Genomic DNA, 21,693 nt, shown 5'->3' with positions numbered 1-21,693 from the left:
GAGTCGACTATCCGTTGGCTTGATTCAGTCTCCATTCTCGAAGATCAACCTGGTTTTTTCTTTCACTTTGACCCATTTTCGACCCTATATCGATGGGGACCTGACTGATTCATGGGCGATTTCAAGCTACTTGGCCAGAAAGTAAACCTCGGCTGTTAGATTTCGTCGGTTCGTGATGTTTATGCGACTCATATGTCCATAGGGGTGGGGAGAAAACGCACGTGAGTGCACTCAAGGGGAGCAGGGCTCTCATAGGTAGAAAAAGGATAAAAACGGTCTCGGTGTTGACCGCGGGGTTCCTCTCCGTCGGTCTGCTGGGGGGACCCGTGGCTGCGGCAGTCGACGAGTGGAGGCCGGGTGCTCCGAAGCGGCTCGAACCGGTGGAGGTCGAGCCGGTCGCTCCGAATCGGCTGGCCGACCGGCAGCGGGCCTCGGCCGCGCCGGAGCGACGTGCGCCCCGCGCGACCTGGCCCGCCGAAGCGTCGGCGGACCTGTCCCTCGCAGGGTCGTCCGCCGTCGCGCTGTCGGCGAGAACGGCCGGAGCGGTGTCACCGCTCGTCGACGAGGGCGTCCCGGGCGTCCGCGTGTGGAAGCGGAACGCGAAGGCCGCCGACCGCACGCGCGTGAACATGCTCGGCCGGGGCGCGGCCGAGCGCCTGGGCGTCGACGGGGTCGTGCTCTCCGTGCGGCCCCTCCAGAGCTCGACGGGCGAGGTGCGCGTCGAGCTGGACTACGACGCCTTCCGCGACGCGTACGGCGGTGACTGGGCCTCCCGGCTGCGGCTGCGGGCGCTGCCCGAGTGTGCGCTGACCACCCCCGCGGCGGAGGGCTGCGGCATCGGCACGGAACTGCCGACGGCCAACGACACCGAGGCGGGAACCCTCACCGCGCCGCTGAAGTTGTCCGCCACGGCGGGCCGGGCCACCGTCCTCGCGGCCACCGCCGCGGCCGCCGGTTCGGCCGGTGACTTCAGGGCCACCTCCCTCGCCCCCTCCGCCTCATGGTCGGCGGGCGGCGCCAACGGCGGCTTCTCCTGGAACTATGACATCGATGTCCCGGACGTTCCCGGCGATGTCAGCCCCCAGCTCAAGCTGTCCTACGGATCGCAGTCCCTCGACGGCCGGACGGCCGCGACGAACAACCAGCCGGGCGGCATCGGCGACGGCTGGTCGATGGAGCCCGGCTACATCGAGCGCCAGTACATCCCCTGCACCGACGACAAGGCGGGGAGCAACAACACCACCGCCAAGGTCGGCGACCTGTGCTGGAAGAAGGACAACGCGGTCCTCAACCTCGGCGGCCGTACCAACCAGCTCGTCCGCGACACCGCCACCGGGGCGTGGACCCTGGAGGCCGACGACGGCACCAAGATCGTCAAGGCCGTCAGTACCTCCGCCGACAACTACGGCGACAACAACGGTGACGACAACGGCGAGTACTGGAAGGTGACGACCCCGGACGGCACCCGGTACTACTTCGGCGCCAACCGGCTGGACACCTGGGTGACCGGCAAGACGGAGACCCGCTCCACCTGGACCGTGCCCGTCTTCGGCAACCACACCGGCGAGCCCTGCTACAACGCGACGTTCAAGGACGCCTGGTGCCAGCAGGCATGGCGCTGGAACCTCGACCACGTCGTCGACCCGCACGGCGACGCCATGACGTACTACTGGGGCGAGGAAGCCAACTCCTACGGCCGCAACGTCGATCCGAACACCGGCGCCTCCACGTCCACCCCGTACGACCGCAGCGGCTACCTGAAGCGCATCGAGTACGGGCTGCGCGACACCAACCCCTACGGCCAGCCGTCCGCGAAGGTGGAGTTCACCTACTCCGAACGCTGTGTCACCGGCTGCGCCACCTTCGACGCGACCAACGCGAAGAACTGGCCGGACGTGCCCTTCGACCAGTACTGCGCCACCGGGACCGAGTGCAAGAACCGCTACTCGCCGTCCTTCTGGACGCGTCTGAAGCTCACCACCATCGCCACCCACGTCTGGTCCGCCAGTGCCTGGAAGCCCGTCGACAGCTGGGCCCTGGACGCGAACTTCCCCTCACCGGGAGGCGGCGCCGCCCCGCTCTGGCTCAAGTCGATCAGGCGTACCGGCCACACGGGCACGGGTGCCGTCACCATGCCCCAGGTCGGCTTCAGCGGGATCTCTCTCCCGAACCGCGTCGTAGGTGCCACCACGGGGGGTGAGCCGGACCCGCTGCCCGGCATGTGGCGTTACCGGATCGCCGCCGTCAACACGGAGTCCGGCGGCACCATCGGCATCGGCTACACGCCGCAGGACTGCTCCGCCACGAGCGTTCCGTCCCCGGCGTCGAACACCCGGCGCTGCTACCCGGTCAAGTGGTCCCCGCCGGACGCCCCGGCCGCCAACTACGAGCCCTACCTCGACTGGTTCCACGCCTACGCGGTCAACCTGATCGTCGAGAACGACAACACCGGCGGGCAGCCCGCCAAGCGGACCGAGTACACCTACCCCGAGGGCATGGCCTGGACGAAGGCCAAGGACGACGAGTTCACCAAGGCCCAGCACCTCACCTACAGCGACCGCAAGGGCTTCGGCCTGGTCCAGGTGCGGACCGGCGCCTATCCCGTTCCGCGCACGCTGAAGGAGTACCGCTACTTCCGGGGCATCCCCGGAGCCGTGGTGAAGGACAGCGAGGGAATCCCGGCGACCGACCACGAGGCGTTCGCGGGCATGACCCGCGAGGAGGCCACGTTCAACGGCGACGGCGGACGTCTGGAGGCGACCAGCAGCTTCATCCCCTCGGTCTCCGCGCCGACCGCGACGGAGACGCGCGGCGAAGGACTGCCCGCCCGCAAGGCGTACGTCACGGGGGGCGAGCAGGAGAAGACCCGCACCGCCGTCGGCCAGGGCTGGCGCGCCACCGAGACGAAGCGGACCTTCGACGCCGACGGCCACGTCCTCACCGAGTCCCGGCTCGGCGACACGGCGAAGCCGGGCGACGAGGAGTGCACCACGACGACCTACGCCCCCGGCGCCCTCCTCGGGCTGCCCTCGGAGGTCAGGACCGTCGCCAAGCCCTGCGGCACGACTCCGAAGCTGCCCGCCGACCTGATCTCGGTCGAGCGCCGCTACTACGACGGTGCCGCCTCGCTCACCACGGCGCCGACCAAGGGCGACGTCACCCGCATCGACGAGCAGGACGCGGCGGGCACCGGGTACCTCACCACGGCGAAGCACACCTACGACCAGCACGGCCGTGAACTCACCGACACCGACGCGCTCGGGAACACCACCACGACCGCCTACACCCCGGACACGGGCATTCCCACCTCGATGAAGGTGACGAACGCCCTCAGTCACGCCTCGACCACGACCTACGACCCGGTGCGCGGAGTGGCCGTCGCGTCCGTCGACGCCAACGGCAAGCGCACCGACGCGGTCCACGACGGCCTCGGCCGTGTGATCCAGATGTGGCAGCCTGGCTGGTCCAAGACCGGCCACGAGACCGTGCCCTCGGCGCAGTACGAGTACCGGATCTCCACCACCCAGCCCAACGCCGTCACCACCAGGACCCTCAAGCAGGACGGCACCTACCGGACCACGTACGCCCTGTACGACGGTCTGCTGCGCGAGCGCCAGTCGCAGGCCCCCGCCGGCGGCACCCAGCACACGATCCTGACGGAGACCCGCTACGACTCCCGGGGCTGGGTCGACAAGAGCTTCGCGCCGTACTACGGAGAGGTCGCCCCGTCGGCGACCCTGTACACGGCCAAGCAGGAGCACCAGGTCGACAACGTCACCGAGAACACCTACGACGGTCTGGGCCGCGTCACCGAAGCCGTCTCGATGTTCCGGGGCGAGGAGAAGTGGCGGACCAGGACGGTCTACGAAGGCGACCGCGTCACCGTCCTCCCGCCGAAGGGCGGCACCGCCACCACCAAGGTGACGGACGCCAACGGCCGGACGACCCAGCTCATCCAGTACGCCGGGGCCGGGCAGACCCAGCCCCAGACGACGGACTACGCCTACGGCAAGTTCGACGAGCCCACTTCGGTCACCGACCCGTCGGGCAACAGCTGGAGCTACACCTATGACAACCGGGGCCAGAAGACCGAGGTCGACGACCCCGACAAGGGCCTGACCGTCCTGACGTACGACGCCAACGGCCAGGTCGTCACCGGCAAGGACGCCAGGGACGTCACCCTGACGACCGTCTACGACAAGCTCGGCCGGAAGACCGAGGTCAAGAACGGCACGACCACGCTCTCCAAGTGGGCCTACGACACCGTCGCCAAGGGGCAGCTCACCAGCAGCACCCGCTTCGACGGCGGCGACCAGTACACCACCGCGACCGGCGGGTACAACGACCGCTACCAGCCGACGTCCACCAGTCTCACCGTGCCCGGGACGGGGACCGCCCCGACCGACACCTACACCTGGACACACGGCTACAACAGTCAGACCGGGGCGCTCGACTGGACGCTCCACCCGGCCGTCGGCGACATCCCCTCCGAGCGGGTCGTCACCAACTACAACAGTGACGACCAGCCCTACCGGACCACCCGTGCCGGAGTCCTCCTCGTCGCCAACGTCCAGTACGACGTCTACGGGCGTCCCGTCGGCACCGAGTTCGGACAGGACCTCGACAAGAAGGTCTTCCGGACCCAGGCGTACGACGATCACACCGGGCGTCTGATCGAGCGGACCACGGACAGGTTCCTCGCCCCGCAGCGGGTCGACCGGTCCCTGTACGCCTACGACCCGGCGGGCAATGTCACCGGTGTCACCAGCACCACCGGCCAGGGCGCCACCGCGGCCACCGACCGGCAGTGCTTCACCAACGACGGCCTCGGGCGGCTGACCGAGGCGTGGACGGCGACCACCGACTGCGCGACGGCGCCGTCCGCCACCGGCGTCGGCGGTTCCGACGCGTACTGGCTCACCTACGGCTACGACAAGCTCGGCAACAGGACCCAGCAGAGCGACAAGCTCGCCGGGGCCACGACCGACTACACCCACCCGGCGGAGAAGGCCGACCGCCCGCACGCCGTCCAGCAGGCCACCGTCACCGGCGGCCCGGACAACGGACGGGTCAGCACCTTCGCCTACGACGCCACCGGCAACACCACCAACCGGACCATCGGCACCAAGGTCCAGGACCTGACCTGGGACGCCGAGGGCCACCTCGCCACCCTCACCGAGGGAGGCGCGACCACCTCCTACCTGTACGGCGCCGACGGCGGCCGGCTCGTCACCAAGAACGCCGACAAGAGCACGGTGCTGACGCTGCCGAACGGTGACGAACTCAAGAGGACGGAAGGCGGGACGACGACCGCCACCCGCTACTACACCCACGGCGGAGAGACGGTCGCGGTCCGCACCGGAACGACCGTCTCCTACCTGGTCAGCGACCACCAGGGCACGGCACTGACCGCCATCGACGCCGCCACTCTCGCGGTGACCTACCGCAAGCAGCTCCCCTTCGGCGGACTGCGCACGGCCCAGGCGGGGACCTTCGGACCCCGGGGCTTCGTCGGCGGCACGAACGACCCGACGGGTCTCACGCACCTCGGTGCCCGTGAGTACGACCCGACGACCGGCCGCTTCCTCTCGGTCGACCCGGTCATCGACTTCGGCGACCCGGCCCAGATGAACGCCTACGCCTACGGCCACAACAACCCGCTGACCAAGGCCGACCCGACGGGCCTGCGCCCCGACGGCCCGGCGGGCGGAGCCTCGTACAACGACACCCGCTGGGGCGACGACCGAGGCATGTCGGTCGGCTACACCTACAAGAGCGGCAACTGGATCTGGCACCAGACCCCCCGCAAGGACCCGGAATCCCGAAAGCGGTACAAGTCGTACCGCGCGGACACCGCGAACTACAAGGTCTTCCACTACGACGAGAAGAAGGCAGCGGCGGCGAAGGCCCAGGCAGCGAAGAGAGCGGCGGAACGCCGAGCCAAAGCCGAGGCGCAGCGGCGAGCGAGCGAGAGCCGTTGGGGCAAGATCAAAAGCGAGATCGGGGACAAGGTGCACAAGGTGGTGGACCCGTTCGTCAACCCGGACACGACTGGGCTGTGCGTGAGCGGGTCTGTGGGACTCGGAGTGGGCGTCTCGGTTAGCGGCTGCATCGTGTCGACTTCCCGCATGGATGGGAAGAGGGACGTGGGGCTGAGCTTGAGCAAGGGGCCCGAGGCTCCGTCTTTCGGCGGCAACACCACACTCAGCATGATGGGGAGTAACGCCACCGACTTCGAGAACCTGCGGGGAGACGGTTGGGGAGCAACGGGCACACTGGCCTATGGGGTCGCGGTCTCCGCGGCGCATGAGAGGGCCATTAATACCCGGAACGGTCGAGGGGAAGCCGTCGGTACCACAAGCTTGGGTATTGGTACAGGAGTAGGCGCCGAGTTCGGGCTCACCTCAAGCTACGGAACCAAGGTGGGTAGGCTCTTCACCATAGGCTGATCCGACTCTGAAAGAACATTCAATTCCGGAAATTGAGTGCCGGTGCGAGGGGTGATGCTCCTCGCACCGGCAGTTGGGTGGTTGACATGCGTGGGTCCCTTGCGTTGGCGATTGGTGGATCTAATTCAGGAGGAGGTGATTTTTATTCCGCGCTATTCTTTCTCCTCTTCTTTTTGATCGGAATTTCATTGGCCATCGATCTCAAGGGATGTGCCGAAACGTTCTATCGATTCGTTTCCGGCGTAATGCCCGGGGGTGGTGGCATGGCTACCCCTCGTACCATTCGGCTGGTGGGTTCGGTGATGGCGGTTCTCGGCTTCATCGGAGTGGTCACTGAAGTGGTCGCGTTTCTTGGGTGACGTTGTCGCGAGCTTCACCCGGGTGGGCGCTCCCTTCTCTACGTCCCGCCCTCTCCCAGCATCCGCCTCAGCAGGTCCCTCAGTAGTGCTCGTTCGATCTCCGTCAGTTCGCCGAGGGGTTCGCGGGCGAAGTTGAGGGAGTCGCGGAGGTGGTGGGCCGTGGCGCGGCCCTCTTCCGTGGGGACGGCCAGTTTCACGCGGCGGTCGGCCGGGTCCGGGTGGCGCTCCACCAGCCCCCGGGCCTCCAGGCGGTCCACTATCCCGGTGATGTTGGACGGCTCGCACTTCAGCTTCTGGGCGATGCGCCGCATCGGCAGCGGGTCGAGCGAGAGCAGGCCGAGGACCCGCGCCTGCGCGCCGGTCAGCGCGTGCTCCGCAGCCGCCTGCTCGTACTCCTCGTAGTAGCGCGCGACGACCGTGCCGATCAGCTCGACGACTTCGAGGGTCAGTGGGTCCGTGCGTGAGGTGGCCATGGGCACCAGTCTACCCAGATACTTGACAACATGAAATATCCAGGCGCATGATTGTTTCAGTCAATGAAGCTTTTCTGATCCGAAGCTTCCCGAAGCTTCTCCCCGGAGGCCGTGCTCATGTCCGTTCTTCCCGCGTCCAGCCGTGAGTGGCACCTCGTCGCCCGTCCCCACGGCTGGCCCGTCCCCGCGGACTTCGCCCTGCGCGAGGTACCGGTCGCCGAGCCCGCCGAGGGCCGTGTCCTCGTGCGCAACCTGCACTTCTCCGTCGACCCGTACATGCGCGGCCGGATGAACGACACCAAGTCGTACATCCCGCCGTTCCAGCTCGACCGCCCCATGGACGGCGGCGCCGTCGGCGTGGTCGTCGCCTCCGCCGCCGAGGGGTTCGCGGTCGGCGACCACGTCCTGCACGGCCTCGGCTGGCGGGAGTACGCGGACGTGCCCGCGCAGCAGGCCACCAAGGTCGATCCCGAGCTGGCCCCCCTCTCCGCGTACCTCGGTGTCCTCGGCATGACCGGTCTCACGGCCTACGCGGGCCTCTTCGACGTCGCCTCCTTCAAGGAGGGCGACGCGGTCTTCGTCTCCGGCGCCGCCGGGGCGGTCGGCAGCCAGGTCGGCCAGATGGCGCGGATCAAGGGCGCCTCCCGGGTCATCGGCTCGGCGGGCTCCGACGAGAAGGTGAAGTTCCTCGTGGAGGAGCTCGGCTTCGACGCCGCCTTCAACTACAAGGACGGCCCGGTCGACGAGCAGCTCCGCGCCGCCGCCCCGGACGGCATCGACGTCTACTTCGACAACGTCGGCGGTGACCATCTCGAAGCCGCGATCTCCTCGCTCAACGTGCACGGCCGCGCCACCCTCTGCGGCATGATCGCCCAGTACAACGACACCGAGCCGGTGCCCGGTCCGCGCAACATGGCGATGATCATCGGCAAGCGGCTGCGGCTCCAGGGCATCCTCGTCGGCGACCACTACGGCCTCCAGAAGCAGTTCGTCCAGGAGGTCGGCGGCTGGCTCGCCTCGGGCGAGCTCAAGCACCGCGAGACCTTCGCCGAGGGCATCGAGCAGGGTGTGGACGCCTTCCTCGGACTGCTGCGCGGGGACAACACCGGAAAGATGATCGTCTCGCTGGCGCGTTAGTCTTCCCTCAGCCGCCGCGATCGTGGGCGCGAGTCGCGGCGAACCATGAAGGAAGTACCAGTCATGCCGATCCAGCACTCCGAGGTCCTCTACACCGCCGTCGCCACCGCCGAGGGCGGCCGGGACGGCCGGGTCTCCACCGACGACGGCAAGATCGACGTCGTCGTGAACCCGCCCAAGGCCATGGGCGGTTCCGGCGAGGGGACCAACCCCGAGCAGCTCTTCGCGGCGGGCTACAGCGCCTGCTTCCAGGGCGCGCTCGGCGTCGTCGCCCGCAACGAGAAGGCCGACATCTCCGGCTCGACGGTCACCGCCGAGGTCGGCATCGGCAAGAACGACGAGGGCTTCGGCATCATCGTCAGGATCTCGGCCCGCATCCCGAACGTGGACGCGGACACCGCCAGGGACCTGATCGAGAAGGCCCACCAGGTCTGCCCGTACTCCAAGGCGACCCGGGGCAACATCACGGTCGAGCTGGCCGTCTGAACCGAGCCCGCCGTCTGAACCGAGCCGGTCGTCCGGCTCCGGACGCGCGGTACCGGCGAGGGCCGCACCTCACCCGGGGTGCGGCCCTCGCCGCGTCCGGGGGAGTGCCCGGACCTCCCGCCGGGGCCAGGGCGGGCGCGGCTCTTCCGCCGCGTCCGGACGCGGGCCCGGCACGGTCCGGCCGACGAGGTCCCGGCGCCCGGACCCGTACGGGACAGCCGGACGGGCGGATGGCCGGACGGCCGGACACCGTGTCGTCCGCCGCGTCGAAGTGCCGGGCCTCGCTCCGGCCCTCGCCGGGTCCGGGGTTCCAGGGGCCCGTGGGTGGTCTCGCCGGGGCCGGGCGTCCGTCCCCGGGCCGCTGGTCGGACGGCTTCGGGGGCCTTCGGGTCCCACCGCTACAGTGACCTCCATGCGTGATCTCGGGGTGGGTTTCAGATATCTGTTGCGGGGCCAGAAGTGGGTCGGGCAGCACGGACGTTGGCTGGGGTTCGGGCTGCTGCCCGGACTCGTGACCCTGGTGCTGTACGCGGGGGCGCTCGTCGGGCTCGGTTACGGCGCCGACGACCTGGTCGCCTGGGTCACCCCGTTCGCCGACGACTGGACCTCGCCCTGGATCGGGATCTTCCGGGGCACCCTGACCGCCCTCGTCTTCGTCTTCGGTCTGTTCCTCGCGGTCATCACCTTCACCGCCGTCACGCTCCTGGTCGGCCAGCCGTTCTACGAGTCGCTCTCCGAGGAGGTCGACCGGAGCGAGGGCGGCGAGGTCCCCGAGTCCGGGCTGCCGCTCTGGCGCGATCTGTGGATCTCGGCCCGCGACAGCCTGCGCGTCCTGCTGAGGGTGGCGTTCTACGGCCTCCTCCTCTTCGCCTGCGGGTTCATCCCGGTCGTCGGCCAGACCGTCGTGCCCGTGATCGGTTTCTGCGTCTCTGGTTTCTTCCTCACCGAGGAGCTGGCGGCCGTCGCGCTCCAGCGCAGAGGCGTCGAGCTGAAGGAGCGGCTGCGGCTGCTCCGGGGGCGCCGGGCGGCCGTCCTCGGCTTCGGCGTTCCGCTGACCCTCGCCTTCCTGGTGCCCTTCGTCGCCGTCTTCCTGATGCCGGGCGCCGTCGCCGGAGCCACCCTGATGGCCCGTGACCTGTGCGGGGAGACCTCCGGCGACGGGGACGACGACCGGAACCGTGCCGTCGACGGCCACCCGGCCGCCACCACCCGGCCCGCCGTCGACGGCCCCGCCCGCACCTGACGGAACCCCGCCCGGACCGGGGCCGGGCCCGTACCGGACCCGAACCGGTCCCGGCCCGCCCGACGGGCCCCCGGGCCCGCCCGCACCGTGCGCGTCCGGGCCCGTACCGGACCGGGCCGGGTACGGACACCCAGCCGTCACCGCTCGGCCCGCCGTCCCGGCGGCTCCGCCCTCGCCCGACGGGACCTCGCCCGGACCGGGGCCGTACCGGACTGAACCGGACCCCGCCCGGACCCCGCCCGGACCGGGGCCGGGCAGTACCGGACCTGACCTGACCGGGGCCGTACCGGACCCGACCAGGCCCGTACCGGACTCGAACCCGTACCGGACTCGAACCCGTACCGCCCCCCCCGCTCAGACCTCCATTACCGGGTGCAGTTCCGGGCGGGCGTCCCACCACGTCCGGTAGAACGCGTTGTTGTCGACGTTCGCCAGATAGCCGGCGACCGCCGCCCGGTACAGCAGTTCCGCGTGCCGGGCGGACACCGCGGCCCTGTTCCAGGCCAGCCGGATACGGCCCATGATCGGATCGCCCTCCAGCGGTCGCAGCACCGTGCCCTGGGCCTGCGGGGCGGTCGGCTGGCTCAGGGAGACCGCCCGCCCCGAGGCGATCAGGTCGTAGTGCATCTTCCGGTCGGGCACCCGGTGCCGCAGCGCCGGGGCGAACCCGACCCGGGCACACGCGGCGACCAGCGCCTCGGGACCGCCGTCGTCGTCCTCCACCAGCGTCATCCAGTCCTCCCCGGCCAGCTCGGCGAGGGCGATCCGCTCCCTGGCCGCCAGCGGGTGCGCCACCGACAGCCGTACGCAGAACGGCTCCTTGGCGATCACGGTCCGCGCGGTGGTGCCCTCCGGCAGGGTCACCTCGTGGTCGTTGACCTCCCCGTACAGCACGGCGTCGTACCGTCCCGCGCCCAGTTGCCGGGTCAGTGTCGTCGCCGAGTGCTCCACGGTCACCGAGATGTCCTGCCCGGCCATCACCCGCTCCAGCTGTCCGAGCAGCCCGTCGACGAGGACGAGCAGGATGCAGCCGAGGCGCAGCGGGGTGCCCGGGGCGGCGGCCCGCGCCCCGGCGGCGAGCGCGTCCATCTCGCCGAGCACCAGCCGGGCCTTCGACAGGACGAACTCGCCCAGCGGGGTGGGCTCCACCCCGTGCCTGCCGCGCAGGAACAGCTCCCCGCCCGCGACGCGTTCGATGCGGCGGAGCTGCGCGGAGAGCGCGGGCTGCGACACCCCGAGCCGCCCGGCGGCCCGGCCCAGACTGCCCGCCTCCGCTATCCGGCAGACGGCCTCAAGATGCCTCAACTCCAGCTGCATTTCAGCAGCGTACGCAGGGCCGTGCGGGCGCACCATAACCCGCGTCTTATGCCGCGTGAGATGTCCCGAACTAGCCATGTCCACGCCCATACTCGGCGCGACGAACCGTCTCCCCCACCACGATCCACCCCCCGATCGGAGCAGACGTGCACCCCACCAGACTGACGGCGGCCGTGGCCGCCCTCGCGCTCTCGGCGAGCCTCGCGACGGCCTTCGTCGCTCCGGCCGTCGCGGCCCCGCAGGCACAGCCCGTGCCCCCGGGCCACGGCAAGTCCCTGGCTCTCGCCGCCGCCGACGACGCCGCGGAGAGCGGTCTCGACGAGCTGCGGCACGGTGCCGACGAGGAGCTCGTCCGCACGTCCGTCACCCCGTGGGCGAACGGCCTGTACTACGCCTCCTACGAGCGCACCTACCGGGGCCTCCCGGTCGTCGGCGGTGACGCGGTCGTCGTCTCGGACAGCACGGGGAAGGTCCGCGAGGTCACCGGCGCCCCGGCGCCCGCCCTCCGGCTCTCCACCCGGGCGAAGGTGACCTCCGCCGCCGCCCTGGCCACGGCCCGCGCGCAGCTGGCGTCCGTGGAGAGCGCGGACGCCCCCGAGCTGACCGTGCTGCTCAAGGGCGGCAAGGCCGTGCTGACCTGGCACACCCGGGTCGTCGGCCGCACCGCGAAGAACGCGCCGAGCGCCCTCGACACCTATGTGGACGCGAACACCGGGGCCGTCGCCCGGTCGACCGACAAGATCCTGCACGCCGACGGGCGCGGCTACCACAACGGCAACGTCACCATCGACACCGCCGCGGGCTCCATGACGGACACCACCCGGGGCTCCTTCAAGTGCGGCGGCCAGAACGGCAGCGCGTACACGGGCTCCTCGCCGTGGGGCAACAGCGGCGCCAACGACCTCGTGACCGCCTGCGTCGACATCATGTACGCGGCGCAGAAGGAACACTCCATGCTCAAGGAGTGGTTCGGCTACAACGGCCAGAACGGCCAGGGCGGAATGGTCCCGGCGCGCGCCGGTCTGAGCGAGGTCAACGCGTACTACGACGGTACGAAGACCACGTACGGCCGTAACCAGAACGGCACCATGCAGCTCACCGGCATCGACGTCGTGGCGCACGAGTACGGCCACGAGATCTTCGACCGGACGCCGGGCAGCGCGGGCTCGTCCAACGAGAACGGCGGGATGAACGAGTCGACGGGCGACATCTTCGGCGCGCTCACCGAGCACTACGCCAACAACCCGAACGACACCCCGGACTACACGGTCGGCGAGAAGCTGAACTTCCTCGGCGACAACAAGCCCATCCGGTACATGTACAACCCGTCCCTCGCGAACAACGACCCCAACTGTTACACCCAGTTGAGCTCGGGCACCGAGGTGCACGCGGCGGCCGGTCCGCAGAACCACTGGTTCTACCTGCTCGCCGAGGGTTCCAGCCCGGGCGGCGGCAAGCCCAACAGCCCCATATGTTCCGGCGGTCCGTCCTCGGTGACCGGCATCGGCATCCAGAAGGCGGGCAAGATCTTCATGGGCGCCCTGCTCATGAAGACGTCCTCCTGGAACCACCTGGCCGCCCGCAAGGCGACCCTGACGAGCGCCAAGAACACCTACGGCAGCGCCGAGTGCATCGCGGTGAGGACCGCCTGGAACGCGATCGGCGTCCCGGCCCAGTCCGGTGAGACCGACTGCGGCGGCACCAGCACCCCGGACTTCTCGCTCGCCCTGAACCCCTCCTCGGGCTCGGTCCAGGCCGGTGCCTCGGTCACCTCCACGGTGAACACCAGCACCACCGGCGGCAGCGCGCAGACCGTCCAGCTCTCCGCGAGCGGCGCCCCGAGCGGGGTCACGGTCTCCTTCAGCCCCTCCTCGGTGACCTCGGGCTCCTCGTCGACGATGACCGTGCAGGTCGCGGCGGGCACGGCCAACGGCACGTACCCGATCACCGTGACCGGTACGGGCTCCGCCACCCACACCGTCACCTACCAGCTGTCGGTCGGTTCGACGAACCCGCCCACGGGCTGCGGCAACACCCAGAAGACCTACCAGGGCACCCTGGCCTCCGGTCAGGCCCAGGCGCAGCCGGACGGCTCGTACTACTACGCGGCGGCCCCGGGCACCCACGTGGGCTGCCTGCGCGGCCCGGCCGGTGCCGACTTCGACCTGTACCTGCAGAAGTGGAACGGCGCGAGCTGGGTGGACGTGGCGGTGGGCGGCACGGAGACCGCCGACGAGAACACCAGCTACTACGGCACCGCGGGCTACTACCGGTACGTGGTCCACGCGTACAGCGGCTCGGGCGCCTACACGCTGGGCCTGACGGCCCCGTAGGGAACGTCCCCCAGGGGACGCCCCCCGGAAGACCGCCCCTCAAGGGGGCGGGGAGGCACCGCGGACCGGGGGTTCCGTGATGTCTTCCCATGGAGCCGGGCCGCCGTATGTCCCACGGCGGCCCGGCTCCTCCACGTCCACGCCGGGCTCCTCCACGTCCGGACACCGTGCCGGGCCCTCCCCGGACCGTCCGGTGGGGCCTCAGCCGATCTCCGTCAGCACGAAGCCCGGTTCCGTGCCGCCCGCGTCCGCGAGGCGGGCGCCGTCCGGGCCCCAGGCCCCGGCCCGGCCGCAGCCGGTACCGTCCTCGTTGGCGCCGAGGACGTTGCCCAGCACCACGTACAGGCCGAAGTCCCGGGCCCGTACGGGATAGACCGTCTCGAACGAGTCGTTTCCGGCGCCGAGCACCGAGCTGGCCAGATAGGCCGTGCAGCCGTCGGCGGCGGCCCGTTCGGCCAGGTCGGGGAAGCGGTTGTCGTAGCAGGTGGCGGTGGCGAACCGGAGCCCGTCGAGGGTGAACCGCCCGTCGGTGGCGCCGGGCGCGAACACCTCCCGCTCGATCCCGTACAGGTGCCGCTTGTCGTAGCGGGTGAGGAGCGAGCCGTCCGGGCCGATCACCAGCGAGGTGACCGCAGGGCGTCCGTCGTCCGTCCGCACCGGCCCGTTGACGACGGCCGCCGCCGACACCGCGCGGCAGGCGTCCCGTACGGGTTCGAGCCGGGGGTCGTCCTCGGTGAGGACCAGGGCGGGGGAGTCCCGGATCAGGGAGGGCTCGTAGCCGGTGAGGCAGAGCTCGGCGAAGACGACCACGCGGGCGCCCTCGGCCCCGGCGGCCCGCACCAGGTCGGCGACGGTCCGGACATTGGCGTCGAGGTCCCCCGCGACCGGGGCGAACTGGGTGGCGGCGATGATCATGCCCCCATCATCCCGCCCGGCCCCGTGACGGAAGCCGGGGCCTCCCTCGTCCCGCCCGGCCCCGGGAGGAGAGCCGGGGCCTCCCTCGCTCCGTGCCCGGCCCGAAGGGTGAGGCTCGTCCCGCCCGGCCCCGCGAGGGGAGCCGGGGCCTCCCTCGTCCCGTGCCCGGCCCGAAGGCGGAGGCTCATCCCGCCCGGTCCGCCCCCGGCCGTCCCGGGGCGTCCTCCGTCGTCCCGTCCCCGCCGAGCAGCGCCAGGAAGTCCCGGAAGGCGCCCGGCATGTCGACCGCCGAGGGGTCCAGGAGCCACTGGTACTGGAGGCCGTCCATCACCGCGGTGAGGAGCGGTGCCGCCCGCTCCGGGGTGAGGCCGCCCGGCAGCCGGTCGCCGAACTCCAGGCGCAGCACCTGCGCCATGTTCTCCCGCACCTGCGCGTACCGCTCGGTGAAGAACTCCCGGGCCGGGTGCCCGTCCGTGACGCTCTCGCCGAGCAGCGCGGAGAAGGTCTGCACGATCCCGGGCCGCATCGCGTTGTACTCGACGAGGGAGTCCAGCAGGTCGAGCCGCCAGTTCTCGCGGTCGCGGCCACCGCTGGTGTCCCAGCGGTCGCGTTCCTCCAGGACGGCGACGAGCAGCGACTCCTTGGTGGGGAAGTAGTGCAGCAGCCCCTGCTGGGTCAGGCCGACGCGCTCGGCGACCGCGCCGAGGGCGGCGCCCCGGTAGCCGCGCTCGGCGATCACCTCCAGGGCGGCGCGCAGGATCTCCGCCCGGCGCTCCTCGCTCCTCGCCCGTGCCATCGGCCCGGCCCCTTTCCGCAGGTCCTCGTCTCCCTGGACCGTACGCCATCATGAAAATAACGAAAAGGTCACGTTACCTACCGGTTTACAGATAAGCGGGTCCATGATGGCCCCACCAGCACTTCAACGCGGAGGTAACGGACGTGACGGACGTGAACGAGGACGCCGGGCGCGAGGGCATCGTGAACAACGAGGACGCCGTGCGCGACGAGGACGCCGTGCGCGAGGCGGCCGTCGAAGCGGCGCTCGCCCGGCTCGACCTGGACACCAAGGCGCGGCTGCTCGGCGGCCAGGACATGTGGTCCCTGCCCGCCCTCCCGGAGATCGGCCTGGCGTCGCTGGTCATGTCCGACGGCCCCATCGGTGTCCGGGGCGTCCGCTGGACCGCCGACGACCCGTCCGTCGCCCTGCCCTCCCCGACCGCGCTCGCCGCCACCTGGGACCCTGCCCTCGCCCGCCGGGCCGGCCGCCTCCTCGCCCAGGAGGCCCGCCGCAAGGGCGTCCACGTCCTCCTCGCGCCCACGGTCAACCTGCACCGCACGCCCCTCGGCGGCCGTCACTTCGAGGCCTACAGCGAGGACCCGCTGCTCACCGGCGCCATCGGCACCGGCTACGTCCAGGGCGTCCAGGACGGCGGCGTCGGCACCACCGTCAAGCACTTCGTCGCCAACGACGCCGAGACCGACCGCTTCACCGTCGACAACCGGATCGCCCCGCGCCCGCTCCGCGAGCTCTACCTCGCGCCCTTCGAGGCCATCGTCAGGAACGCCCGCCCCTGGGGCATCATGACCGCCTACAACCAGGTCAACGGCGTGACGATGACCGAGCACCACCACCTGGTCAACGAGGTGCTGCGCGGCGAATGGGGCTTCGACGGCTTCAACGTCTCCGACTGGATGGCCGCCCGCTCCACCACCGGCGACATCCTGGGCGGTCTCGACGTCGCCATGCCCGGCCCCGTCACCGTCTACGGCGAGGCCCTCGCCGCCGCCGTGCGCGCCGGAGAGGTCGGGGAGTCCGCCGTGGACACCGCCGTCCGCAACGTCCTGCGGCTCGCCGCCCGCGTCGGCGCCCTCGAAGGCGCCCCGCCGGTCGTCGCCGAACCCCCCGCAGCCCTCGACGGCGACGCCCTCGCCCGCGAGATCGCCCGCCGGGGCTTCGTCCTGGTCCGCAACGAGAACGCGGCCCTGCCCCTGCGGGCGGGAACCGTCGCCCTCTCCGGCGCCGCCGCCCGCGACGCCCGGGTCCTCGGCGGCGGCTCCGCGCAGGTCTTCCCCGAGCACGTCGTCTCCCCGCTCGACGGCCTCACCGCCGCCCTGCCCGCCGGGAGCCTCTCCTACACGGTCGGCGCCGACCCCAGTGGCGAACTCGCCCCCGCCGACCAGGGCTTCACCCTCCGCGCCCGCTGCCGCGACGCCGCCGGACGGCTCCTCGGTGAGGGCTCCCTGCCCAACGGGCAGGTCCAGTGGATCGGCGACGACCTCCCGGCGGGCGTCAGTCACGAGAACCTCGCCTCCATCGAGGTCGTCGGCACCTTCACCCCGCGCGAGTCCGGGGAGCACTCCTTCGGCACCCGGGGGCTCGGCGCCTTCACCCTCGCCGTCGCGGGCACCACCGTCTTCGACGGCGTCCAGACGATGGGCCCCGAGACCGACCCCTTCGAGGCGTTCTTCGGCTCCCCTGTCGAGCGCGCCAGGGTCACGCTCACCGGGGGCGAGACCGTCGAGGTCTCCCTGCTGCACACCCTGGACAAGGAGTTCGCGGCCCCGCTCCCGGCCGTCATGTTCTCCTTCGTCCACCTCGGGCCCCGCCGTGACCCCGACGAACTGATCACCGAGGCCGTCGAGGCGGCCCGCACCGCCGACACCGCCGTCGTGGTCGTGGCCACCACCGAACGGGTCGAGTCCGAGGGCTTCGACCGCGAGGACCTCGCCCTCCCCGGACGTCAGGACGAGCTGGTACGGGCGGTCGCCGCCGTCAACCCGAACACCGTCGTCGTGGTCAACGCGGGCTCCCCGGTCGCCCTGCCCTGGCGCGAGGACGTGGCCGCGGTCCTCCTCAGCTGGTTCCCCGGACAGGAGGGCGGCGCCGCCCTCGCCGACGTCCTCACCGGCGCCGAGGAGCCCGGCGGTCGCCTCCCCACCACCTGGCCCGGCACCCTCGCCGACGCCCCGGTCACCGACGTCACCCCCGTCGAGGGCCAACTCGCCTACGAGGAGGGCCTGTTCATCGGATACCGGGCCTGGGACCGGGGCCCGGCCGTCCCCGCGTACGCCTTCGGCCACGGCCTCGGCTACACCACCTGGTCGTACGAGGAGCTGAGCACCGGCCCCGGCACCGCGACCGTCCGCCTCACCAACACCGGCGGCCGGGCGGGCCGCGAGACCGTCCAGCTCTACCTGGCCCCCGCCGACGACCCGGTGGAGCGCCCGGCCCGCTGGCTCGCCGGATTCGCGAGCGTCGAGGCGGGCCCCGGCGAGACCGTCGAGGCCGAGATCGCGCTGCCCCGCCGCGCCTTCGAGATCTGGGACGAGGAGAAGAACGACTGGACGCTCGTCCCCGGCACCTACGAGGTCGTCGCCGCGCACTCCCTCGCGGACGCGCGCCTGAGCACCACCCTGGAGGTCTGACCTCCCGGTCGCCGCCGGAGGCCCGCCCCCGGGCCCCGGCCTACCGGCCCCAGCCCCGGAAGGTCCGGCCTCCCGAGGCACCCCCGGACGGCCCCGGGGCGGCACCTGACAGCCGCCCCGGGGCCCCTCACGCGGTGGGTGAGCCGCCGGTACGAGGGCTCCCCAGGGCCCCTCACGCCGCGGTGATCCGCCGGTACGCCAGCTCCGCGAGCCGTGCCTGGCCGTCCTTGCTCGGGTGGAACCAGTCCCACGGGCTCAGCTGCCCGCCGTCGAAGCGGAAACCGAAGACCGCCCCGCCGTCGTACCGGCAGCGCACGTCCCCGGCGCACACCTCCTTGAGCACCCGGTTGTACGCCACCACCCGGTCCCGCACCGCCGCCCGCCGCCGCTCCGCCGCAGGTCCCAGGTCCTCCGCGTCCGCCAGCATCGCGCCGCAGATCCCCAGCTTCCACACCTGCCGTCCCACCGGACTGACCCGCCCGGTGGACCACAGGCGCTTGAGGTCCGGCACGCTCGCCACGTACACCTGTGCCTTCGGCGCGCCCTTCCGGAGCCGGAACAGCGCCGTCTCGAAGGACGCCCGGAACTCCTCGACCGGGGTCATCAGGTCCGGGGTGGGACGGCAGGCGTCGTTGGCGCCCATCATCACCGTCACGAGCTCCGGCCGCCGGGCCGCCGCCCCCGCCATCTGCTCCGGCAGCTCCGCCATCCGGGCGCCCGTCCTGGCCAGGTTCCAGCTGCGGGCGGTCACCTTCTCCGGGCCGAGGAGCCGCAGCGCGAGGCTGTTCACGGCGGCGTCCGTGCCGGTCGCCCACGACACCTCGGGGCAGTCCGCCAGGACCGCGCAGGCGTCGAAGGCGCGGGTCATGGAGTCCCCGACGGCGGCCACGGACGACGGGGAGACGTCCCACGGCGGCGTCGGGCTCGGCGCGGGTCTCGTGGCGGACCGCACCGGCGACGGTTCCCCCGCGGTGCAGCCGGAGAGCACCCCCGCGCTCAGCAGTGCCGCCGTCGCGGCGGCGACGGTGGTGCGGAATCGGCGTCGGCCGCGCATCCCTGGCCCCTCCCTCGACGTCCTGGCGGGTGAAAGCTTCGTGTGCACCCGCCCCCGGACCGACCGTACGTCACACCGATGACGGTGCGGCACGGTAGCTTTTCCCCCGTCGAACCAGAGGCACCTTTGCCGACCGGCTCCGGTAAATTACATCACGTCACATGCTGTCCCCTTTTTGACGGTTTGCGATGTTCTGCTCCTGATGCTGTTTACTGAGGCCGCTGGGGAAAGGCGACCCTCGTCCCACACTGGAGGTCCCGGTGACGACACGTGGAGTCCTGTACGTACACTCCGCACCGCGCGCGCTGTGCCCACACGTCGAATGGGCGGTCGCGGGTGTCCTCGGTGCGAGGGTCCAGCTCGACTGGATCCGCCAGCCGGCGTCCCCCGGCACCTGGAGAGCCGAGTTCTCCTGGAAGGGCCGCACCGGCACCGCCTCCGAGCTGGCCTCCGCGCTGCGCGGCTGGCAGATGCTCCGCTTCGAGGTGACCGCGGAACCCTGCGCCACCGCCGAGGGCGAGCGCTACAGCGCCACCCCCGACCTGGGGATCTTCCACGCGGTCACCGGCCCGCACGGCGACATCCTGGTCCCCGAGGACCGGCTGAGGGCCGCCCTCGCGCGCTCCGCGCAGGGCGAGACCCGACTGGAGGACGAGGTCGCCAAGCTCCTCGGCAAGCCCTGGGACGACGAACTCGAACCCTTCCGGTACGCGGGCGAGGGCGCCCCCGTCCGCTGGCTGCACCAGGTCGTCTGACAGCGGTAGATTCCGCTCGGGCGGGCAGGGGGCGCGCCGGGTGGGAGAAAGATGACGCAAGACCGTTCGGCGCCGGTGACGGCCGCCGTTCTGCTGGCGGGCGCCGCGTTCGGCGCCGCCGCCGTCTTCCTGGGGGCCGGGGTCCTCGCCGGAGCCTGGCCGAAGGGCTGGGCGGCACTGGTCTGTGCCCTGGTCCTGGCGGCGCTGGGAGCGACGGCTCTGGCCGCCGGGCGGGGGAACCGTACGGCACCGCGGGACGCCCCCGGGCTCGTCAAGCCCGACAAGGTGCCTTCCGGCAAGCCGGTCTCCGGCCGGACCTCCGTGGTGGCGGCGGGAGTCGCCTGGCTGCTCGCTGTCGTGGCCGCCGGGTCCTGGGGGATCTCGACGATGGACGACGACGAGGGCGGCGGTGGCAGGGCCGAAGGGGACCGGACGCCCGAGGCGTCCGCTCCACCGGCCCGGGAGAAGTCCCGGCTGGCCTGGTCCGTCCCCGCCGTCGGAGTGAAGTACGACACGGGTGTGGGCGCCTGGGCCTTCGGCGACACGGTCGCACAGGGCAGGCTCGACGGGCTCTTCGCGTACGGCGCCGCCGACGGGGCCGTACGCTGGAGCGTTTCCGCGCCCGCCCGTGAGGCCCTCTGTGGAATGTCTCCCGGCATCGAACAGGGCATCGGCCTCATCGCGTACGGCCGCCACGACAAGCCCTGCGCGACCCTCCTCGCCGTCCGCGCCTCCGACGGCAAGGTCCTGTGGCGCACCGGCCTCACCGGTGAGGGCCTCACCGAGCGGGGCATCGCGGTCGGCGGCGGGACCGCCGTCACCGCCGAGGACGGCGCCGTGCGCGGCCGGTCCGCCACGACCGGCGAACAGCGCTGGCGGCGGGTGCTCGACCCGGGCTGTGCGGTGCTCGCCGTGGACGCCGACGCCACCCGCACCCTCGTCGTGGAGCAGTGCGGCAAGGCCGCCAGGCTCGTCGCCCTGGACACCCCCACCGGCGCGCGGAAGTGGCTCAGGGAGCTGCCCGTCGAGTCCGGTGCCGAGGCGTCCGTGGTCTCCGTCTCCCCGGTCGTCCTCGCGGTCGACGAGGAGGACAAGCGCGGCACCCACGCGTTCCTCGGCTTCGACGACACCGGCGCGCCGACGGTGACCGTCCCGCTCTCCAGGCCGGAGGGCCTGCTCTCCGCCCCCGGCGGCGTGGGCGACGGCCGCACGGCCGAGCCCGTCGTCCGTGACGGGCGGCTGATCACCCTGGTCGAGCGCGGCGAACTCGTGCCCGACCGGGTCGCCGCCTACTCCCTCAAGGACGGCCGGAGGATCTGGGAGTACGCCTCCGAACAGCAGACGGCCGCGCTGACGGCCCACTCCGACGGCCGCGTGGCGGTCCTGGAGAGCCACAGCGACGCGCGGGTCGTCCTGCTCGACCCCGGCACCGGCAGACCGGGCCGGGTGCGCGACCCGGAGGACCCGAAGGCGGTGGTCTCCATCTACCCGGAACTCCTCGTCACCTCCGGCGGCCACCACGTGGTCGTCAACCACACCCTGATGGAGACCGAACCCTCGGCCTTCGGTCTGAGCTGACCCGTGCGGGAGGCCCTCCCTCAGGGGAGGCCTCCGGCCCGCGCCGCGCACATGCGGAAGGCCCGCCCCCGGGGAGTTCGTCTCCGGGGGGGGGCGGGCCGCGGGGCGATATAAAAAAAACAACTCGCACCCTACAAGCCGCGATAGTGGTTTGCGGGGTGGGGTGGT

The 21,693-nt window shown here is 71.5% G+C and carries 14 protein-coding genes; 9 read left to right on the top strand and 5 right to left on the bottom strand.

Going from position 1 to position 21,693, the window contains the following annotated elements:
* Positions 1 to 326: 326 nt before the first annotated feature.
* Positions 327 to 6,449, top strand: a complete 6,123-nt coding sequence (locus ACFXGN_RS18095) for an RHS repeat domain-containing protein (RefSeq protein WP_384859862.1) — start codon at positions 327 to 329, stop codon at positions 6,447 to 6,449.
* A gap of 86 nt (positions 6,450 to 6,535) precedes the next feature.
* On the top strand, positions 6,536 to 6,808 hold the full coding sequence (locus ACFXGN_RS18090; RefSeq protein ID WP_384859860.1) for a hypothetical protein: 273 nt from the start codon (positions 6,536 to 6,538) through the stop codon (positions 6,806 to 6,808).
* Positions 6,809 to 6,846: 38 nt separating this feature from the next.
* Here ACFXGN_RS18090 and ACFXGN_RS18085 read toward each other — a convergent pair whose 3' ends face one another.
* Entirely contained in the window at positions 6,847 to 7,281 is a 435-nt protein-coding gene (locus tag ACFXGN_RS18085) for a MarR family winged helix-turn-helix transcriptional regulator (RefSeq protein ID WP_384859857.1), read from the bottom strand.
* Positions 7,282 to 7,398: 117 nt separating this feature from the next.
* Here ACFXGN_RS18085 and ACFXGN_RS18080 point away from each other — a divergent pair, with 117 nt between their 5' ends.
* The 3 genes from ACFXGN_RS18080 to ACFXGN_RS18070 all read left to right on the top strand — a co-directional run bounded on the left by ACFXGN_RS18080 (position 7,399) and on the right by ACFXGN_RS18070 (position 10,147).
* Positions 7,399 to 8,418, top strand: coding sequence for an NADP-dependent oxidoreductase (locus ACFXGN_RS18080; protein WP_384859854.1), 1,020 nt, complete (start codon positions 7,399 to 7,401; stop codon positions 8,416 to 8,418).
* Positions 8,419 to 8,481: 63 nt separating this feature from the next.
* Positions 8,482 to 8,904, top strand: coding sequence for an organic hydroperoxide resistance protein (locus tag ACFXGN_RS18075; protein ID WP_384859851.1), 423 nt, complete (start codon positions 8,482 to 8,484; stop codon positions 8,902 to 8,904).
* Between the two features lie 412 nt (positions 8,905 to 9,316).
* Positions 9,317 to 10,147 carry an EI24 domain-containing protein gene (locus ACFXGN_RS18070; RefSeq protein WP_384859848.1) on the top strand — a complete coding sequence of 277 codons (831 nt, stop codon included), beginning with the start codon at positions 9,317 to 9,319 and terminating at the stop codon, positions 10,145 to 10,147.
* A 354-nt stretch (positions 10,148 to 10,501) separates the two neighbouring features.
* Here the strand turns inward: ACFXGN_RS18070 and ACFXGN_RS18065 are convergent, their stop codons facing one another.
* On the bottom strand, positions 10,502 to 11,464 hold the full coding sequence (locus tag ACFXGN_RS18065; RefSeq protein ID WP_384859845.1) for a LysR family transcriptional regulator: 963 nt from the start codon (positions 11,462 to 11,464) through the stop codon (positions 10,502 to 10,504).
* 146 nt (positions 11,465 to 11,610) lie between these two features.
* Here ACFXGN_RS18065 and ACFXGN_RS18060 point away from each other — a divergent pair, with 146 nt between their 5' ends.
* Complete coding sequence (locus ACFXGN_RS18060; RefSeq protein WP_384859842.1) at positions 11,611 to 13,797, top strand: M4 family metallopeptidase; 2,187 nt, start codon at positions 11,611 to 11,613, stop codon at positions 13,795 to 13,797.
* 201 nt (positions 13,798 to 13,998) lie between these two features.
* Here ACFXGN_RS18060 and ACFXGN_RS18055 read toward each other — a convergent pair whose 3' ends face one another.
* Both ACFXGN_RS18055 and ACFXGN_RS18050 read right to left on the bottom strand, forming a co-directional pair.
* On the bottom strand, positions 13,999 to 14,712 hold the full coding sequence (locus tag ACFXGN_RS18055; protein ID WP_384859839.1) for a carbon-nitrogen hydrolase family protein: 714 nt from the start codon (positions 14,710 to 14,712) through the stop codon (positions 13,999 to 14,001).
* A gap of 184 nt (positions 14,713 to 14,896) precedes the next feature.
* Positions 14,897 to 15,508, bottom strand: a complete 612-nt coding sequence (locus ACFXGN_RS18050) for a TetR/AcrR family transcriptional regulator (RefSeq protein WP_384859836.1) — start codon at positions 15,506 to 15,508, stop codon at positions 14,897 to 14,899.
* Between the two features lie 152 nt (positions 15,509 to 15,660).
* Here ACFXGN_RS18050 and ACFXGN_RS18045 point away from each other — a divergent pair, with 152 nt between their 5' ends.
* The gene (locus ACFXGN_RS18045; RefSeq protein WP_384860374.1) at positions 15,661 to 18,138 is read left to right on the top strand and encodes a beta-glucosidase; all 2,478 of its coding nucleotides are present in this window, start codon (positions 15,661 to 15,663) and stop codon (positions 18,136 to 18,138) included.
* Between the two features lie 172 nt (positions 18,139 to 18,310).
* On the opposite strand, the gene ACFXGN_RS18040 is transcribed toward ACFXGN_RS18045, so the two are convergent.
* Positions 18,311 to 19,192: an SGNH/GDSL hydrolase family protein gene (locus ACFXGN_RS18040; protein WP_384859835.1), complete on the bottom strand. Its 882-nt coding sequence runs from the start codon at positions 19,190 to 19,192 to the stop codon at positions 18,311 to 18,313.
* Between the two features lie 260 nt (positions 19,193 to 19,452).
* Between ACFXGN_RS18040 and ACFXGN_RS18035 the strand changes: the two genes are divergently transcribed.
* Together ACFXGN_RS18035 and ACFXGN_RS18030 are read left to right on the top strand one after the other, a co-directional pair.
* Positions 19,453 to 19,947: a DUF3145 domain-containing protein gene (locus ACFXGN_RS18035; RefSeq protein WP_384859832.1), complete on the top strand. Its 495-nt coding sequence runs from the start codon at positions 19,453 to 19,455 to the stop codon at positions 19,945 to 19,947.
* Between the two features lie 51 nt (positions 19,948 to 19,998).
* Positions 19,999 to 21,525 carry a PQQ-binding-like beta-propeller repeat protein gene (locus tag ACFXGN_RS18030; protein WP_384859829.1) on the top strand — a complete coding sequence of 509 codons (1,527 nt, stop codon included), beginning with the start codon at positions 19,999 to 20,001 and terminating at the stop codon, positions 21,523 to 21,525.
* The last annotated feature ends 168 nt before the right edge of the window (positions 21,526 to 21,693 follow it).

Source organism: Streptomyces sp. NPDC059247, assembly GCF_042754005.1.
Lineage (GTDB): Bacteria > Actinomycetota > Actinomycetes > Streptomycetales > Streptomycetaceae > Streptomyces.
The sequence above is the reverse complement of the archived record's forward strand: the minus strand, read 5'-3'. Positions and strand labels throughout refer to the sequence as shown.

Excerpts from the sequence above, each read along its gene's own strand:
- ACFXGN_RS18080 (WP_384859854.1), top strand. The coding sequence starts at position 7,399 with ATGTCCGTTCTTCCCGCGTCCAGCCGTGAGTGGCACCTCGTCGCCCGT.
- ACFXGN_RS18040 (WP_384859835.1), bottom strand. The coding sequence starts at position 19,192 with ATGCGCGGCCGACGCCGATTCCGCACCACCGTCGCCGCCGCGACGGCG.
- ACFXGN_RS18085 (WP_384859857.1), bottom strand. The coding sequence starts at position 7,281 with ATGGCCACCTCACGCACGGACCCACTGACCCTCGAAGTCGTCGAGCTG.
- ACFXGN_RS18055 (WP_384859839.1), bottom strand. The coding sequence starts at position 14,712 with ATGATCATCGCCGCCACCCAGTTCGCCCCGGTCGCGGGGGACCTCGAC.
- ACFXGN_RS18030 (WP_384859829.1), top strand. The coding sequence starts at position 19,999 with ATGACGCAAGACCGTTCGGCGCCGGTGACGGCCGCCGTTCTGCTGGCG.
- ACFXGN_RS18075 (WP_384859851.1), top strand. The coding sequence starts at position 8,482 with ATGCCGATCCAGCACTCCGAGGTCCTCTACACCGCCGTCGCCACCGCC.
- ACFXGN_RS18090 (WP_384859860.1), top strand. The coding sequence starts at position 6,536 with ATGCGTGGGTCCCTTGCGTTGGCGATTGGTGGATCTAATTCAGGAGGA.
- ACFXGN_RS18065 (WP_384859845.1), bottom strand. The coding sequence starts at position 11,464 with ATGCAGCTGGAGTTGAGGCATCTTGAGGCCGTCTGCCGGATAGCGGAG.
- ACFXGN_RS18070 (WP_384859848.1), top strand. The coding sequence starts at position 9,317 with ATGCGTGATCTCGGGGTGGGTTTCAGATATCTGTTGCGGGGCCAGAAG.
- ACFXGN_RS18050 (WP_384859836.1), bottom strand. The coding sequence starts at position 15,508 with ATGGCACGGGCGAGGAGCGAGGAGCGCCGGGCGGAGATCCTGCGCGCC.